Below are 14,842 nucleotides of genomic sequence, written 5' to 3'. Positions count from 1 at the left end.
GTACTATCGCCGGCGTTTTGACAAGCGGCGAATGACCGAAACGGCACCCAGCGCGTCGCTCAAGCTGAGCTTGCTACTGCCTGAGCCACGCGCATGATAGGTGATTGGCACCTCGCGAAATTCGGCACCTACTTCCGCTAGGGCCACCAGAATCTCTTCTAAAAATCCGTAGCCGTTGCATGTTAAGCTATCGAGATTCAGTCGTCGTAAGAGCTTGACCGGATAACAACGGTACGAACCGCTGCAATCGGCCACGGATAGTTTCAACAATCGCGTCGCTTGCCAATTCAACAAACGACTGAGACGTTGTCGCCACGGCGACAATCCAGTCGACGCCCCGCCGGCCACATAACGCGAGCCAATCGTGACGATTTGCTGCCGCACATCTAAGCAACTCGGGGCTAAGACTTCCGTGACCACGCGCGGATCGTGACTTTGATCTGCATCCAAGTTGATCAAGAAATCATAGTCACGCTGCAAGCACCAGCGGATGCCATCACGTAGCGCAGAGCCTAACCCGAGCTTGCCTGAGCGCTTGAGCACCTGAAGATCGGGGTGCTCGGATTGTTGATCTATGGCCCAGTCGCCAGTGCCATCGGGTGAATTATCGTCCACCACCAGGTAGTGGGCAGCTGGCAACGTGGCTCGCAAGGCAGAGAGCATCTCCGGCAAGTTGTGACGCTCGTTGTACGTACAGAGCATGACCAACACGCGTGGCGGACGCTGATTGGTCGCTGGCAAGCCATCGACCGCAGATTGGCTCTCGGACAATGGCATTACTTGACCACAAAATTGACCAGGCGACCGGGAACGACAATAGCTTTGACGATCGTCTTGCCACCGGTCCACTCGCTGAGTCGCGCATCGCTGCGCGCGATGGACTCCAGGGCAGCTTGATCGGTATCGGCGGGCACCTGCAATCGCCCTTTGATCTTGCCGTTGACTTGAATCGGCACCTCGACAACAGCTTCCTTGAGATACTCTTCTTTATATGCAGGCCAGGCTTCGTAGGCCAGCGATTGTGCATGGCCAAGCAACGACCACAGTTCTTCCGCGATATGCGGAGCCATCGGTGATAGCAGCAAGACAAATTGCTCCATTACCGATGTCGGACGCACCTCTTCTTTGTTAAAGAAGTTGACGAACTCCATCAATCGGGCGATGGAGGTATTGAAACTCATGCTGTCCAGATCGCGCGTCACCGCTGCAATCGTTTTATGCAGCATGCGCAACTGATCGTCTGTAGGCGGGACATCTTGAATGGCTGGTAGCAGTTGCAGATCATCGGATTTCGAGTCGGTGATCATTCGCCACACGCGATCCAGGAAATTGCGTACTCCGCTCACGCCAGCCATGCTCCACGGCTTGGTCGCTTCCAATGGTCCCATAAACATTTCGTACAGACGCAGCGAATCAGCGCCGTGCTCTTTCACGACGTGGTCCGGGTTGACGACATTACCGCGGGCCTTGGACATTTTGAAGGCGCGGCTGTCGACCCGAATATCCGGCACAGCGGTTAAAACGAAACCGTCACCTTGCTTGGTAACTTCTTCTTCAGGAACTCGCGCACCGGTAACGATCGCGCCAGTTTTTTTGTGGAAGGTCTGTTTTTCTTCACCTACGCGTACATCGCTGGCACTGACCCATGCGCCGGCCTCGTCTTTGTAGGCTGTGAATTCAATCTCGCCCAGGATCATGCCCTGGTTAACCAGCTTTTGAAATGGTTCGCGGGTGCTTACATGCCCGCGGTCGTACAACACTTTGTGCCAGAAGCGCGAGTAGAGCAGGTGCAACACCGCATGCTCGGCACCACCCACATACAAGTCGATCGGCATCCAAGCCTTCTCTTTGTCTGGGTCGCAGAACACCTGCGAGTTGCGTGGATCGATGAACCGCAGAAAGTACCAACAGGATCCAGCCCACTGTGGCATGGTGTTCGTTTCTCGTCGATAACGCTTGCCATCGCGCTCGACATACAACCACTCATCAGGCGCTTTGGCCAACGGTGGTTCGGGCCGACCGTGAGGCTTGTAATCCTCCAAATACGGCAAATCGACGGGCAACTCGCTCACATCCACGGCGCGAATAGCGCCGGTGGGTTTGCCGCTGGCATCCAACTCGTGCAGAATCGGAAAAGGTTCACCCCAGAAACGCTGACGGCTGAACAGCCAATCGCGCAACTTGTAGTTCACTGCCTGACGTCCCAAGCCTTGCTCAGTTAGCTGTGCCGTGATCTTGGATTTGCACTCGTCGGTGGTTTGGCCGGTATAACTACCGGAGTTGATCGCGATGCCCGAGTCCGCAAAGCACTTGGTGCCAGCTTGAATCTTGTCGCGGTCTTCTTGGCTGACACCTTCGCCAGGCTCAACGACTTGAATAATCGGCAAGTCGAACTGCTTGGCAAATTCATAGTCGCGATCATCGTGAGCGGGTACCGCCATAATCGCGCCGGTGCCATAACTGGCCAGCACGTAGTCGGCGATCCAGATCGGAATCGGTTGCTCGGTCACGGGGTTGATCGCATGCGAACCAGAGAAGACGCCAGTCTTTTTGCGTTCGCCTTCGGTGCGTTCGCGATCGCTCTTGAACGAAGCTGCCTGGCGATATGTTTCAACCGCCGCGCGTTGTTCGGTCGTAGTCAGTTGCTCAACCAGCGGATGCTCAGGCGCGATCACCATGTAGGTCGCGCCGAACAAGGTATCGGGTCGAGTCGTATAGACGCGCAGGGCATCGGTGGGATTGTTCACCGGCAACCCGCTGCGGCTACGCGCTTGGCGCCAAGCGGCAAAGTCGGCGGCAGTGCCCAAGTAGAAATCGACTTCTGCACCTAGGCTGCGACCGATCCAGTCGGTTTGCAGTTTCTTGATGCTGGGCGACCAATCGAGACCTTCCAGATCGTCGATCAGACGCTCGGCATAGGCGGTGATCCGCAGCATCCATTGCCGCAGCGGAATACGCTGAACCGGATGATCGCCGCGTTCGCTGCGACCGTCGATCACTTCTTCGTTGGCCAGTACCGTCCCCAGACCCGGACACCAGTTCACCAGGGCATCGTCTTGATAGGCTAGCCGGAACGAATCGCGATATTGGTTGATGGCGAACTCGCCTTGGGCGGACACCTCGGCCGGAATGGGCAGTTGGCTGATCGGCCGGCCCTGGCCGGCTGCGGTGTCGTACCAAGTATCGAACAATACTAGAAAGATCCACTGCGTCCAGCGGAAGTACTCCACATCGGTGGTGGCCAGGACGCGGTCCCAGTCGTAGCTGAAGCCCAGCATTTTCAATTGGCGGGTGAACTCGGAGATGTTCTTCTCCGTCGACTCGCGGGGCGGTACGTTGTGCCGAATGGCGTACTCTTCGGCCGGCAACCCGAAGGCATCGAATCCCATGGGATGCAAGACCGTCTTGCCACGCATGCGTCCGTAGCGGCTGACGATATCGGTGGCCGTATATCCTTCCGGGTGCCCGACGTGCAATCCGGCTCCGCTGGGATACGGAAACATGTCCAGCACATACAATTTCTCACCCCTAGGCAAATCGGGGGTGCGAAACGTCTGGTGGTTCTCCCAATATTTTTGCCACTTGGGTTCGATCTCGGCGGGATTGTAACGCGGCATAATAAAAGTCGGGTTTCAGCGAAGGACGGACATGAAAAGAGAGTATTTGAACAGTTGTGGTGTAGATGGCTAGTAGGGTTGGCAGTCCATCGGAAGAGCGGGGGCCTTTCGCTTCCCACACGAAAGCGGCCGAGTATGGCCTGGGGTTTGCTAGGCGCGTGTTGGCTTTGCGTGGTAGTTTGCGTGGTGGTTTCATAAAAATAGCGGATGGGATCGAAGGGAGTATGGATGTGGATGCGGCGATCGCTGAGCAACTGGCTAGTCGGTCATGTCGTCCTCGGAGAACCGAGGGTGGCGTGCAGTGGCGCGTGTGGGCGCCGCGCGCGGCCGAAGTTCAGCTCGTCCTCTACTCGGGCTCGCAGGCAGATGCTCATGTGATGCAGCGCGACTACTGGGGCTACCATGATTTGACGTTGCCCGATATCCAGTCTGGCCAACGCTATGCGTTTCGATTGGACGGTGGTCCAGCTCGACCCGATCCATGTTCGATGTGGCAACCCGATGGAGTGCATCATGCTTCGGCTGTGTATTTTGCCGACGAGTTCACTTGGACCGATCAGCAGTGGCCGGGTGTATCACGGCCGGAGTTGGTCTTTTATGAGTTGCATATCGGCACCTTTACTAAGGAAGGTACCTTTGATGCCGCCATCGCGCGTTTAGAGTCGCTGAAGGAGTTGGGCATCACGGCGCTCGAGATTATGCCGGTGGCTCAATTTCCTGGTGAACGTAATTGGGGTTACGACGGAGCTCATCTGTTTGCTGCTCAGAATAGTTACGGTGGCCCGGAAGCGTTTCAGCGTTTGGTGGATGCCGCGCATCGAGTTGGACTGGCTGTATATCTGGATGTCGTGTTGAATCACTTTGGCCCCGAAGGCAACTACATCGGCGAGTTCGGGTCGTATTACTCATCGCGTTACACGACACCCTGGGGGCCAGCCTTTAACTTTGACGGTCTGGATAGCGATGCGGTTCGCGATTTTGTTCTGGATTGTGTGTGGCAGTGGATCGATGAATTCCACTTGGATGGTTTGCGCTTAGATGCAGTCCATGCGATGTTCGACAATAGTCCATCGCATATTCTGGCGGAGATCAAGGAAGTGGCTGAGGCCGCGGCCATGCGTCGCGGCTTGCATGGACTGATCATTGCCGAAAGTCTGATGAATGATGTGCGTATGGTCCGGTCGCCCGAGCGAGGCGGTTACGGGTTGGATGCCGAATGGAACGAAGACTTTCATCACGCGCTAGTGGCTTTTCTGACCGGCGAGCGCCACGGGAAATACATCGATTTTGGTGCCGCCCAACAGTTGCCACATGTGTTGCAACATACTTTTCATCTCGCGGGCAGTTACAGTCGGTTTCGTCGTCGTCGCTGGGGCGCGCCGGTGGGTGATGTGCCGGGCGATCGCTTTGTAATCGGCACACAAAATCATGATCACATCGGCAATCGCGCGCACGGCGAACGCTTGTGTCACCTGGTTCAGCCCAACATACAACGGCTGTGTGCCAGTTTGATGCTGTTAGCGCCGTATTTGCCACTGATCTTTATGGGTGAAGAGTATGGCGAGCCGAATCCGTTTATGTTCTTTTGTTCTTTCGAAGATGAAGGCTTGATCGAAAACGTGCGTCGCGGTCGCGCTCGCGATTATGAACTAGAGGGCGCGATCCCTGACCCGCAATCGCCGCAAACCTTTGAAGTCTCGAAGCTCAGTTTCACCTGGCACATGAACGAATTCCAGCGTGGCTTGAGGCAACTCTATATCGATCTCCTCGCTGCGCGCCGAGATTGGCCCGCTTTACAAGATTTCAAAAAGCGTAGTGCGAGGCTGTGGCCGGACAATCAACAACCCAGCGGGTTGGAACTGATTCGCGGTGGAGTTAGTCGCAGCGATGCTGGTCACTTGGCGTGTTATTTCAACTTGACCAACCGCTTGCAAACCTTGCCCGATATTGCGTGCGCTGACTGCCAGATCATGTTTCGTTCTGAGCAGCCGTGTTATGGCCAGCCCGCCCACGAAGTGCCCGATACAGCTTCGCTGGTGCTACAACCGTATGAATGCGTCGTGATTGCGCCTCAGGCTTAGCGTTTGAGTTTCGATCTTCAAACTTAAGTTCATTCCCAACTGAAAAAAATTATATAAAGCGATAAACATGGAGTTGGACAAACTACTGTCCCTGGAAGGACGCGTGGCTTTGATTACAGGGGCCGGTTCGGGGATCGGCAAATCGGCTGCCAAACTATTCGCTCGAGCAGGTGCCAAGGTAGGCCTGCTGGGGCGCGATCGCGAGGAGTTGGAGGCAACTGCCCAGCGAATTGGATCGGAGACATGCGTGCTGCAAGCCAACGTGGCTGAACCGGAGGAGATGGAAGCCGCTGTGGCCGAGTTGATCTCACAATTCGGCCGACTAGATATCGTGGTAGCCAACGCTGGAATCAATGGTGTCTGGGCCTCGCTCGAGTCCTTGTCTCCAGCCGAATGGAATGAGACGCTGGCAGTGAATTTGACCGGTGCCTTTCTGACGATGAAATATTCGGTGCCGCATTTGCGCGAGACGAAAGGCAACGTCATCATCAACGCGTCGATCAATGGTACGCGTGTGTTTAGCAATTGCGGCGCGACTGCGTATGCGTGTTCCAAAGCTGCGCAAGTCACCCTGGCAAAGATGACGGCCTTGGAGTTGGCTCGCGATGGAATTCGCGTCAACGTAGTCTGCCCGGGCTCGATTGCCACGCCGATTCACGGCAAGACGGTGGCTCGTGAGCTAGAAAATGTCAGTGCTGCCGTCGAGTATCCTGAGGGTACCGTCCCACTGACACACGGCGAGGTCGGCGCGCCGGCCGAAGTAGCCCAGCTCATGCTGTTTCTAGCCAGCGAAGCGGCGCGACATATTACAGGGACGGAAATCTGGATCGACGGCGGCGAATCGCTGTTGATGGGCTAATGGCGCGTGATCGCTGCCATATTTCAAATGGTTAGCGGGTTCTTTTTTAAAACGCAGAGAGACGCAGAGGATCGTAGAGAAGACTAGTTGGACTCTGCGTTTTAAAAAATGAGGTCGATTGCACACCACTACTGAACGATGGCTTTGATTTTTTGGATGAAGTGGTGTTCGCCGCTGGATTCGGTCAGCTTGGTAGCGCGGCGTTCGGCTTCATCGCGTTGATCGAATTCGAATACAGCGACGCGGCGCAAATCGGTATTGAACACTGCCCAGTAAATGCGCGTCCGAATTTCGCCTTTAGCACGGCGGCGCGGTTTGGGTTGCGGAGCGACGAGAGCTGCGGTGCTTTTAGCATCCACGGCGGCGGGTTTAACGGCCGAACTTTTGAGAAGTTTTGGTTTGGCGACGGCCGTGTGGGCTGGGTGTGACTTGGCAGTCTCTGGCTTGGTCACGCCACTTTTGGTGACAGCAGTTTTGGTCGCAGGAACTTTGGCAGCAGGTTTGGCTGAGATGGTAATGGCTTTGGCGGAAGATTTGGTGGCGGGCTTGGCTGTGACCTTGAGGGCGACGGGCGGTTTGGCTTTGGAGAGGATGCTCTTGGAAGTTACCTTGGGTTTCGTCTTGGGCTTCGTTAAGGTCGGGGCGCGACTAGCCATGGGTACAAACTCCTCAGGTGAATGGAATAGATGCTTGAATAAGATTACGCAAAGTTGCTAGACATCCGGTCTATTCCAAGGCCCTGGTGGGACGTTCGCGGACTGCGACGCAAGTTTGAACCAGCCAAACAAACAAAATAAATCGAGCTAGTCATTCACGGCGCAATTGCCTTGAAGAATGCGGTGCGCTGGAGGACAGGCAGGGCAAACTTCGGGTCGCAAGGGTGTGGGTCAAGCGGCAGGCGTGCTATGTCGAACTTTGGGCTTGGGAGGCCTCATTCCCTGTTGGGCTGTCTGCACATCAACCGCAGCCGGACGGATATCGTTCGGGCGAAACAGTTGCTGCGCTAGACGGCTTGTTAGCTAACTGCGAATGCTCGAGACAAAGAGGCGGGCTAAAAAATCCATCTCGAGATAAGGTGGGCGACTTCAAGGACCTTCTCTGGCCCCCCGCGCGAAATTGCTCCTTACCGCATTAGCACCATCTATCATAACCCAACGCGTAACCAGTTCCCAGTAGGAAACAACTCCATTAGAACCGGATTATGAGGAGAAAACGCGTGCCATAATCGTACAAATTTCCTCGCCTACCTGAGTTTCCAGTAGGCTGAGGGCTACCGACAGGGGCCGGCTGGTACCAGCTCGATGCTGGTTCATTTCATCGAAATCGGCCTACGAAACTTTACTCTGAGCTACTAGACTTAAAACAATTCTCCCTCAACCAACTTACTAGATACAGCAATGTCTGAAACTCCGCCCGCCGAACACCGCCTCTTTGATTTAGCGGCCTTAGGTCAGGCACGGCTTAATCCACTGCTGCGCCAACTTGAAGAGAGTGACTTGGCCACGATCGTCACCGGTTGCAATGGTCAGAATGGTCTGTGTACCGGTCTGAAGGTCGCCATCAAGATCGAGCTGCGTGGCTCCGTCGGTGCCTATTTCGGTATGCTCAATGATGGTGCTGATATCGAGTTGGTCGGAGATGCTGGAGCCTGGGGCGGACATTCGATGAGTTCGGGCGGCATCCTTATTCGCGGGCATGCTGGCGCCAAGCTGGGAGCAATGGCGCGGGCTGGGTTTATCGGTGTGCATGGCACTGCCAAAGACGACTGCGGTTTAGGTCTGGTCGGCGCAGATATCGTCGTACGCCAGACCGTTGGCGCACGCGCTGGCCACGCGATGCGCGGCGGCAACTTGATCTTGGGTAACGACACGGGACCCGACTTGGGGCTTGGGGCCACTGGCGGCACCATCTACGTGCGCGGGACCGTCGCTTCGATTGCCGATACGATGCGCGAAGTAAAAATGCGTGATTCAGAAGCGATGCGCCTAGGGCTGCTGCTGGTGCGAGCGGGCATCCGCGCCGCGACCAAAGAGTTTCGCCTCTACCGTCCTCATGCCAAGCAAGAAAGCTGAGGTCCCGGCACATGCCTCAATCGATCTTCGAAGAACTAATCTTTCAGAGCGGGCCATTGGGCGAGCTGCCGCCTTCAGCGCAAGCCAGCCTGCAAGTACAAATCGCCGTGGGCACCGGTGGAAAGATTTACCAACAGCCCGTGCCACTATTTGCACGTCGACCACCAATACCTAAGAGCGATATCAACTGGCCGGCCTACTGCGGACTGTTGAAAGATTTTGGCATCCCACTACAAGCCCCGCTTACTGAGTTTGAACAGTTGTCCGTAGCCAATGTGCCAGCACGCTTTGCCCGGCGCAACTATGACCAGAGTTTTATCCTGGATGAACTCGAAACAGCCGAAGCCGTTGAGATTCGCTGCATTGCCGATGCAGGTTCCAATCGCTGGGCCCGCATGCCACTGGAGATCGGCGCGTGGCATGAACTGAAGCAACTGATCGAAACGGTGCGCGAACTAACTGGCGGTGCCACTCCCATCGGCATCGGTATGTTGGCCGGAGATGTCTATACGGATGTCAGCAATGCGCTAGCAGCCCGCGTTGACTTCATTATCCTCGAGGCCAACTTCGCCGCGGATCAACTAGAAGCCGTCCAGCTCAATCAGCTCGCTTGGAGTGTGGTGGCCGCCCGCAACGCCGCAGCTCAAGCGGGCTCGCCAGGCTTCCCCATCTATGTCGACGCGCCGCTCAGCAACGTAGATCACATGCTGAAACTGCTAGCCCTGGGGGCTAGCGCGGTATCGATCGACATGCTGGCCCAAGCCGCACTGCCACAAACAAATAGTCCCGCAGCAACCACTCCTAAAGGCATGTTGAGCGGCATCGGTTCGCTGCCTCTACCGGCCAAGGCAACTCCCAACGTCGATCCGCTGTCGCGCAAAATCAAAGAAGTGCTCCAACGCCTGCGCAATCAAATCTTCCAACAACAGGTCGATCGGCTCAGCTTGATCACTCGCGAGCACCTGCGAGCTCTAACCGATCAAGCAGCCAAGTTGTGCTCCGTCAGACCCCTAGACCACACGTCGTAGCGGAATGCGTCAAGCATTTCGAGTCTTCCCAGTAGCGGAATGCGTCAAGCATTTCGATCTTTCTGGTTTTCGGGAAATCAAGCTTGAGCTTCGAAAGCCTTGACGCCTTCCGCTACAAGTCACTCGAAAGCCTTGACGGATTCCGCTACGTAATTCACATCGACTATAATGGACGTCCAGTAGCGGTGTGCGGATGTCGCTCAGGGAAGAGTATGTTTCTGGTCGTGTGTTTTTGGAGAGGTCCGCATATGATTCGCGCCCCTAGAATTGCGTTGTTTCTTTCTGGTTCGCTGCTGCTAATGAGCTTTGCTACTTGTAGTGAAATTTACAAGTACATACTACCGGATGACCATTCTGGTCTACCACCTGTCCATGCGTCGGTTGATACGGCCGACTTAGTCGAATTGAAAGCCAAGATCTGAAACGCGAGTATCAGCTTGGAAAAGTTCGATTTCGACTTTTAAGCATTAAAGCCCAAGTTCGCGCCGGTCGACCAGCAATTGCTCGAGTTTGTCTGTTCGACTGGCCATGGGTAAGGCTTCAGTGGGCACGTGCCAGATATTGCGAAAGACCACCGGGTCACCATGGTCTTGCAGCCACAGAGGCAGTGGATCTGGGCCTTCGTCTTTACCCGCTCCGGTCTTCGCGGTAACCAAGGTGTGATAATGCACGGGCACACCGTTGTGGACGACGGTCAATTCGGTGCCTGTGATCTTCTGACCGCCAGAGAATACGGCCGGTTTAAAGAAGATGTCATAGGTCTGCCATACCAACGGTGGTAGAGCCATGTTCAAATCGGGGCGACGTTGACGATAGATGGCGCCACATTCGTTCTCGATTCCTTCTAGTGCAAACGAATCGAGAACTTGAATTTCGTAGCGACGCTGAAGATAGACGCCGCTGTTACCGCGCTTCTGGCCAGCGCTCTGCGGCATATAAGGTGTGCGAAACTCGACATGCAAATGACCACCTACCAATGGGTCAACAGTTTCGCAGCCCATCTTCAGCCAACCTTCGTCGGTGACTTTGGCATCTTTCCAGGCTGATGTGTCGCTGCCATTAAACAGAACTTTAGCGCCGGCGGGAGCGGATTTGCCTTGAGTAACACTGCGCCGCGCGACCTTGCGGAGTTCGATTTCTTGGCCACTGGCTTCGACCAATAGCACCCGGCCACCGGAAGTTCGAATCTGACGTTGCCCGTCCGCTTTTCCTCGCAGGCTGATGCCTTGACTATCGAGGTTGCCGCTGACCAATTCCGGTTTGTCGGTGCCCCAGCCCAATCCAGGCAAACCACCGCGATAGATTCTGGCAAACATGGGCTCATCGCCCGCTTGATTGGAGATGCGCACGCCGACCGTTCCGGTCGAGGTCTGGCCAGTGTATTCACCTATAAACGCATATTGAGCATCAACTTGTTGAATGTCGGTAATAGCTGGATCAGCGCCGTGAAGTTGGATGCTCGCAGAAACAGTCAGAAGAGCGATTATTAGGATGCGTTTCATGGTTTGCGACTGCGGATGTCGGAAGAGGATGACAGGCGGTTGTGTACTATAATAATCAACGTTCGAAGCTCGTGACACTGTAGAGCAGTTGTCCTTAGTGTAGAGCAGCTGTCCCCAGCTGCTCGGAACCCTCTAACCAGAGTTTCTTCAAACCACTGGACCAACGTTACAGCCAAGCGACTTGCAGGGTGCTGAGCGGCTGGGGACAGCCGCTCTACGAAAACTCTGCCGCTTCGGCGGAGAGTTGGTCGAGCATGCCCTGCATTTGGCAGCGAAGCTGGACCATGACGGGGTCTTCTTGTTCACGTGGGGTTTTATCCGCAGGGACAGCGATGGCCGGCCCGATTTGAATAACGGCATGCAGTCCGCCGTGTACCCGAGCTCGATCGGTCAAGTCTTCTTCGAAACGCTCCACGGTTTCCAGGACGCGGGTGACCGTCGTGGGCGGCGTTAAATAAGCGGGTGGATAGGATGCCACTTGCTGCGCCAGGTAGATGGCTTTCAAATCCCGCCAGAGTTGCTCGCGCTGAGCCGCGGTTACCTCGCTCTGTGTCAGCCCAGGAACGATCTTCATCCGCAGAGCTTTGATGCGCGGTATCAAACGTTCGCGCGATCGATTGCCCAGCCACTGCTCTTCGAGCGGTCCGAGGAGATGATCGACCAGACGAGTTTGACGCTCGGGGACACTGCCTTCTTGCGAACTGCCCAAGTACTCAATCTCTTTCAGCGACAGCAGGGCCAGCGATATCTTGTTGATGCGTTGCAAGAGACAGGATGAGGGACTGTGCGACCAGGTGAGTCGGCGTTCGATCTCTTCGATCACGGGCGTCACTGTTTTGCGAACATCGCCGCGATACAAATACTTGATGGCCACCGGATGGATCAAGATTTGTCCGCCGTCCTTTTTGTGACGCCTGCGGGCCGCCGTTCGCGCCAAGAACGCTACGCCTTCCAACAGTGGTTGCAGTAAATCATTGGTGCGAAAGACCGCGCCTTCGGGAAAGACGATTAGCGGCCGCGCGGCTTCCACCAGAGCATCTACGGCCGTATCGAGCGATTGGCGATCGAGACCTTCGCGATACACGCTGAAGCCCCCCATGGCTTGAATGGCAAAGGCTTGCAACCAACTCTGATTGAACAAGTGCCAACTGGCCATGGCGTACACATGCCGATTGATCTGCCGCGCGACCCAGCCCATGGCCAGCGGATCGGCATAACGGCAATGATTGGGCGCCAGTAAGACACCGGCGCCGTTGCGCAGAGATTCCTTCAGCAGGTCGACGTTGCGCAGTTCGTAGGATTCAACGCCTTCATATTTGGCCAGGTATCGATCGGTCAGCCGCAATGATTGAATCATTGCGGGCAGAAAGTTGCCGCGATGCGGCGGAATAAATCGATAAGGCTTTTCAACAATGATGTTCTGCATCGGGAGAGACTGACGTAATCACATCAAGTACTGTAACCTCGCGGATGCGATTGGTGCCACTTCCAAGCTGTCCGCACGATATCTTCGATATCAATGTAATTCGGTTTCCAACTGAGAGTCTTTTGAGCCAGCGAACTATCGGCTACTAATTCGGCTGGATCGCCGGCGCGGCGCGGGGCTACCACTGCCGGGATAGGATGACCGGTGACTTGGCGGCAAGCGGCGATTACTTCTTGCACACTATGTCCCTTGCCGGTGCCCAAGTTCATCTGCAGGTTAGCCCCCGGGGTCAGCAGTTGCATAGCTTTCAAGTGGGCCGACCCCAAGTCATCAACGTGAATGTAATCGCGGATACATGTACCATCACGTGTCGGATAGTCATCGCCGTAAACAGAAATCGCATCGCGCTGCCCCAAAGCGACTTGCAGTACGATAGGGATCAAGTGCGTTTCGGGATCATGATCTTCGCCGATCGTACCGTCGGGACTGGCTCCCGAAGCGTTGAAGTAGCGCAAGGCTGCGCAGCCGAATCCGTAAGCGTGTGCGTAATCCTGCAGCGCCTTTTCGATCACCAGCTTAGTAAAGCCGTAGGGATTGATCGGCTGCTGTAAAGTAGTTTCGACGATCGGCAGCACATCGGGCTGGCCGTAGGTGGCCGTGGTACTGGAAAAGACGATGCGCCACACGCCCGCCGAGCGCATGGCTTCGAGCAATTCCAGCGTGGCTGTGACGTTGTTCTGATAATAGATGGCGGGATGATTGACCGATTCGTTGACTAGTGCAAAGGCGGCAAAGTGCATGACCGCTTCGATCTCGTAATCGCGAAAGACAGTGATCAATCGAGCGCGATCGGCCAATTCACCTTCGATCAGTCGGCCAGGTGGCACGCACTGACGATGACCGCGTGATAGATTGTCATAGATCCAAACTTCGTTGCCACCGGCCATCAATTGACGAACAGTATGGCTGCCGACGTAACCTGCACCGCCGATTACCAGTATTTTCATTACGTGTACCTCAAAGTTGTTTTTAGCGGTATCGCTGGCCAAAATCTATGCCGCATTGTCCACATGTTCGACTATCGGTTGCTGGCAAGTTGGAGGATCGACCGATCGGCTTAAATATCTTCTGCCCGTTCGAGGACCCATCTGTATGCCTCCCAGTAAACTACAACGCCTCCGGCAAGAAGGTCGCGCAGCCCCCGAGGTTCCGGTGGCCAAGCCGTCTTTGGACTGGCATCAAAAGTTTACCGATTATTTGCGGTCTGAGTGCCACCTGTCTGAAAACACGGTGGCTGCCTACGGTCGAGATCTGAAAAAAATGCTGCTTTGGCTGGGCAGCAGGTCGCCTGCCCGGCTCAAGTTGAGCGATCTTTCTGAGTTTATTGCCAGCTTGCAACGAGATAAACTGGCCCCTAGCAGTATCTCGCGGGCCATCGTCGCCACGCGCATGTTCTTCAAGTACTTGCAGTTGGAAGGTGTTATCCAAGACAATCCAACGGAATTGCTAGCCACACAAAAGATGTGGCAACGCATTCCCAAAGTCCTGACGCCAGCGGCCGTCGATCGATTCATGACCGCCCCCAAACGTTACGATCTGCAAGGTTTGCGCGATCGAGCGATCTTGGAACTGCTGTATGCCACCGGTTGCCGCGTTAGCGAAGTTTCCAACCTGCTGCTGGCCAACGTGCACCTCAAAGAAAGTTATTGCCAGGTCGAAGGTAAAGGTTCCAAGCAACGCATGGTGCCCCTGAACCCGCGAGCTGTTCAGGCCGTTACCGAGTACATGCAATCGACACGCCCTACCCTGGTCGGCCAGCGCGATCCGCAATCTGTGCCCTGGCTGATCCTGTCGCGCAGCGGCCGACGACTGCGACGCGAAGCGATTTGGGAGTTGGTCAAACGTTATGCCTTGCGCGTCGATGTCGATCCATCGATCAGCCCGCACACGATGCGTCACAGCTTTGCCACCCACCTGCTGGCCGGTGGAGCTGATCTCAGGCAGATCCAAGAAATGCTGGGCCACGCCAGCATCCAAACCACGCAGATCTACACGCAAGTCGAAACCTCAAGACTGAAACGCATCCACCGCCAGTTCCACCCCCGCGCCTAAATCGTTTAACCCGTAGCCGCCAGGCGAGGCGCACCCTCTAACCAATCCCTGCGTTTACCTGAGCATCCACTTGCTCAAGGCACTCACTTGGTACTCGTTTAACCCGTAGCCGCCAGGCGAGGCGCACCCTCTAACCAATCCCTGC

Annotated in this window: 12 protein-coding genes; 6 read left to right on the top strand and 6 right to left on the bottom strand. The window is 55.6% G+C overall.

Translation table 11 applies throughout. The features are described from left to right. Positions 1 to 3: 3 nt before the first annotated feature. Both SH573x_RS30385 and leuS read right to left on the bottom strand, forming a co-directional pair. Positions 4 to 777, bottom strand: coding sequence for a glycosyltransferase (locus SH573x_RS30385; RefSeq protein WP_479351995.1), 774 nt, complete (start codon positions 775 to 777; stop codon positions 4 to 6). Continuing rightward, positions 777 to 3,617: a leucine--tRNA ligase gene (gene leuS, locus SH573x_RS30380; RefSeq protein ID WP_479351994.1), complete on the bottom strand. Its 2,841-nt coding sequence runs from the start codon at positions 3,615 to 3,617 to the stop codon at positions 777 to 779. Before leuS ends, SH573x_RS30385 begins: the two co-directional genes overlap by 1 nt. Before the next feature lie 65 nt (positions 3,618 to 3,682). On the opposite strand from leuS, the gene treZ reads away from it, so the two are divergent. Beyond that, positions 3,683 to 5,698, top strand: a complete 2,016-nt coding sequence (gene treZ / locus SH573x_RS30375) for a malto-oligosyltrehalose trehalohydrolase (protein WP_479351993.1) — start codon at positions 3,683 to 3,685, stop codon at positions 5,696 to 5,698. A gap of 67 nt (positions 5,699 to 5,765) precedes the next feature. Beyond that, positions 5,766 to 6,557, top strand: coding sequence for an SDR family oxidoreductase (locus tag SH573x_RS30370; protein ID WP_479351992.1), 792 nt, complete (start codon positions 5,766 to 5,768; stop codon positions 6,555 to 6,557). A 128-nt stretch (positions 6,558 to 6,685) separates the two neighbouring features. On the opposite strand, the gene SH573x_RS30365 is transcribed toward SH573x_RS30370, so the two are convergent. Then, a complete protein-coding gene (locus SH573x_RS30365) occupies positions 6,686 to 7,213 on the bottom strand; it encodes a hypothetical protein (RefSeq protein ID WP_479351990.1) in 528 nt (175 codons plus the stop codon). Positions 7,214 to 7,954: 741 nt separating this feature from the next. Between SH573x_RS30365 and SH573x_RS30360 the strand changes: the two genes are divergently transcribed. The 3 genes from SH573x_RS30360 (at position 7,955) to SH573x_RS30350 (ending at position 10,079) form a co-directional block, all read left to right on the top strand. Next, a complete protein-coding gene (locus tag SH573x_RS30360) occupies positions 7,955 to 8,629 on the top strand; it encodes a GltB/FmdC/FwdC-like GXGXG domain-containing protein (RefSeq protein WP_479351989.1) in 675 nt (224 codons plus the stop codon). Between the two features lie 11 nt (positions 8,630 to 8,640). After that, positions 8,641 to 9,657 (top strand): hypothetical protein, encoded by a 1,017-nt coding sequence (locus SH573x_RS30355; protein WP_479351987.1) that lies wholly within the window; start codon positions 8,641 to 8,643, stop codon positions 9,655 to 9,657. Between the two features lie 248 nt (positions 9,658 to 9,905). Then, on the top strand, positions 9,906 to 10,079 hold the full coding sequence (locus tag SH573x_RS30350) for a hypothetical protein (protein WP_479351986.1): 174 nt from the start codon (positions 9,906 to 9,908) through the stop codon (positions 10,077 to 10,079). Positions 10,080 to 10,124: 45 nt separating this feature from the next. On the opposite strand, the gene SH573x_RS30345 is transcribed toward SH573x_RS30350, so the two are convergent. From SH573x_RS30345 to galE, 3 genes are all read right to left on the bottom strand, one after another. Further along, positions 10,125 to 11,159 carry a 3-keto-disaccharide hydrolase gene (locus SH573x_RS30345; RefSeq protein ID WP_479351984.1) on the bottom strand — a complete coding sequence of 345 codons (1,035 nt, stop codon included), beginning with the start codon at positions 11,157 to 11,159 and terminating at the stop codon, positions 10,125 to 10,127. 214 nt (positions 11,160 to 11,373) lie between these two features. Next, positions 11,374 to 12,585, bottom strand: a complete 1,212-nt coding sequence (locus tag SH573x_RS30340) for a 1-acyl-sn-glycerol-3-phosphate acyltransferase (protein WP_479351982.1) — start codon at positions 12,583 to 12,585, stop codon at positions 11,374 to 11,376. Between the two features lie 23 nt (positions 12,586 to 12,608). Then, the gene (galE, locus tag SH573x_RS30335) at positions 12,609 to 13,592 is read right to left on the bottom strand and encodes a UDP-glucose 4-epimerase GalE (RefSeq protein WP_479351980.1); all 984 of its coding nucleotides are present in this window, start codon (positions 13,590 to 13,592) and stop codon (positions 12,609 to 12,611) included. A gap of 145 nt (positions 13,593 to 13,737) precedes the next feature. Between galE and xerD the strand changes: the two genes are divergently transcribed. Further along, on the top strand, positions 13,738 to 14,697 hold the full coding sequence (xerD, locus tag SH573x_RS30330) for a site-specific tyrosine recombinase XerD (protein WP_479351979.1): 960 nt from the start codon (positions 13,738 to 13,740) through the stop codon (positions 14,695 to 14,697). The last annotated feature ends 145 nt before the right edge of the window (positions 14,698 to 14,842 follow it).

It is taken from the genome of Rania fehmarnensis (genome assembly GCF_056494185.1).
Note: the sequence above shows the minus strand (reverse complement) of the source record. Positions and strands in the feature narration are given on the sequence as shown.

Coding starts and splice junctions, on each gene's coding strand:
- SH573x_RS30385 (WP_479351995.1), bottom strand. CDS start 777: ATGCCATTGTCCGAGAGCCAATCTGCGGTCGATGGCTTGCCAGCGACC.
- leuS (WP_479351994.1), bottom strand. CDS start 3,617: ATGCCGCGTTACAATCCCGCCGAGATCGAACCCAAGTGGCAAAAATAT.
- treZ (WP_479351993.1), top strand. CDS start 3,683: ATGGCTAGTAGGGTTGGCAGTCCATCGGAAGAGCGGGGGCCTTTCGCT.
- SH573x_RS30370 (WP_479351992.1), top strand. CDS start 5,766: ATGGAGTTGGACAAACTACTGTCCCTGGAAGGACGCGTGGCTTTGATT.
- SH573x_RS30365 (WP_479351990.1), bottom strand. CDS start 7,213: ATGGCTAGTCGCGCCCCGACCTTAACGAAGCCCAAGACGAAACCCAAG.
- SH573x_RS30360 (WP_479351989.1), top strand. CDS start 7,955: ATGTCTGAAACTCCGCCCGCCGAACACCGCCTCTTTGATTTAGCGGCC.
- SH573x_RS30355 (WP_479351987.1), top strand. CDS start 8,641: ATGCCTCAATCGATCTTCGAAGAACTAATCTTTCAGAGCGGGCCATTG.
- SH573x_RS30350 (WP_479351986.1), top strand. CDS start 9,906: ATGATTCGCGCCCCTAGAATTGCGTTGTTTCTTTCTGGTTCGCTGCTG.
- SH573x_RS30345 (WP_479351984.1), bottom strand. CDS start 11,159: ATGAAACGCATCCTAATAATCGCTCTTCTGACTGTTTCTGCGAGCATC.
- SH573x_RS30340 (WP_479351982.1), bottom strand. CDS start 12,585: ATGCAGAACATCATTGTTGAAAAGCCTTATCGATTTATTCCGCCGCAT.
- galE (WP_479351980.1), bottom strand. CDS start 13,592: ATGAAAATACTGGTAATCGGCGGTGCAGGTTACGTCGGCAGCCATACT.
- xerD (WP_479351979.1), top strand. CDS start 13,738: ATGCCTCCCAGTAAACTACAACGCCTCCGGCAAGAAGGTCGCGCAGCC.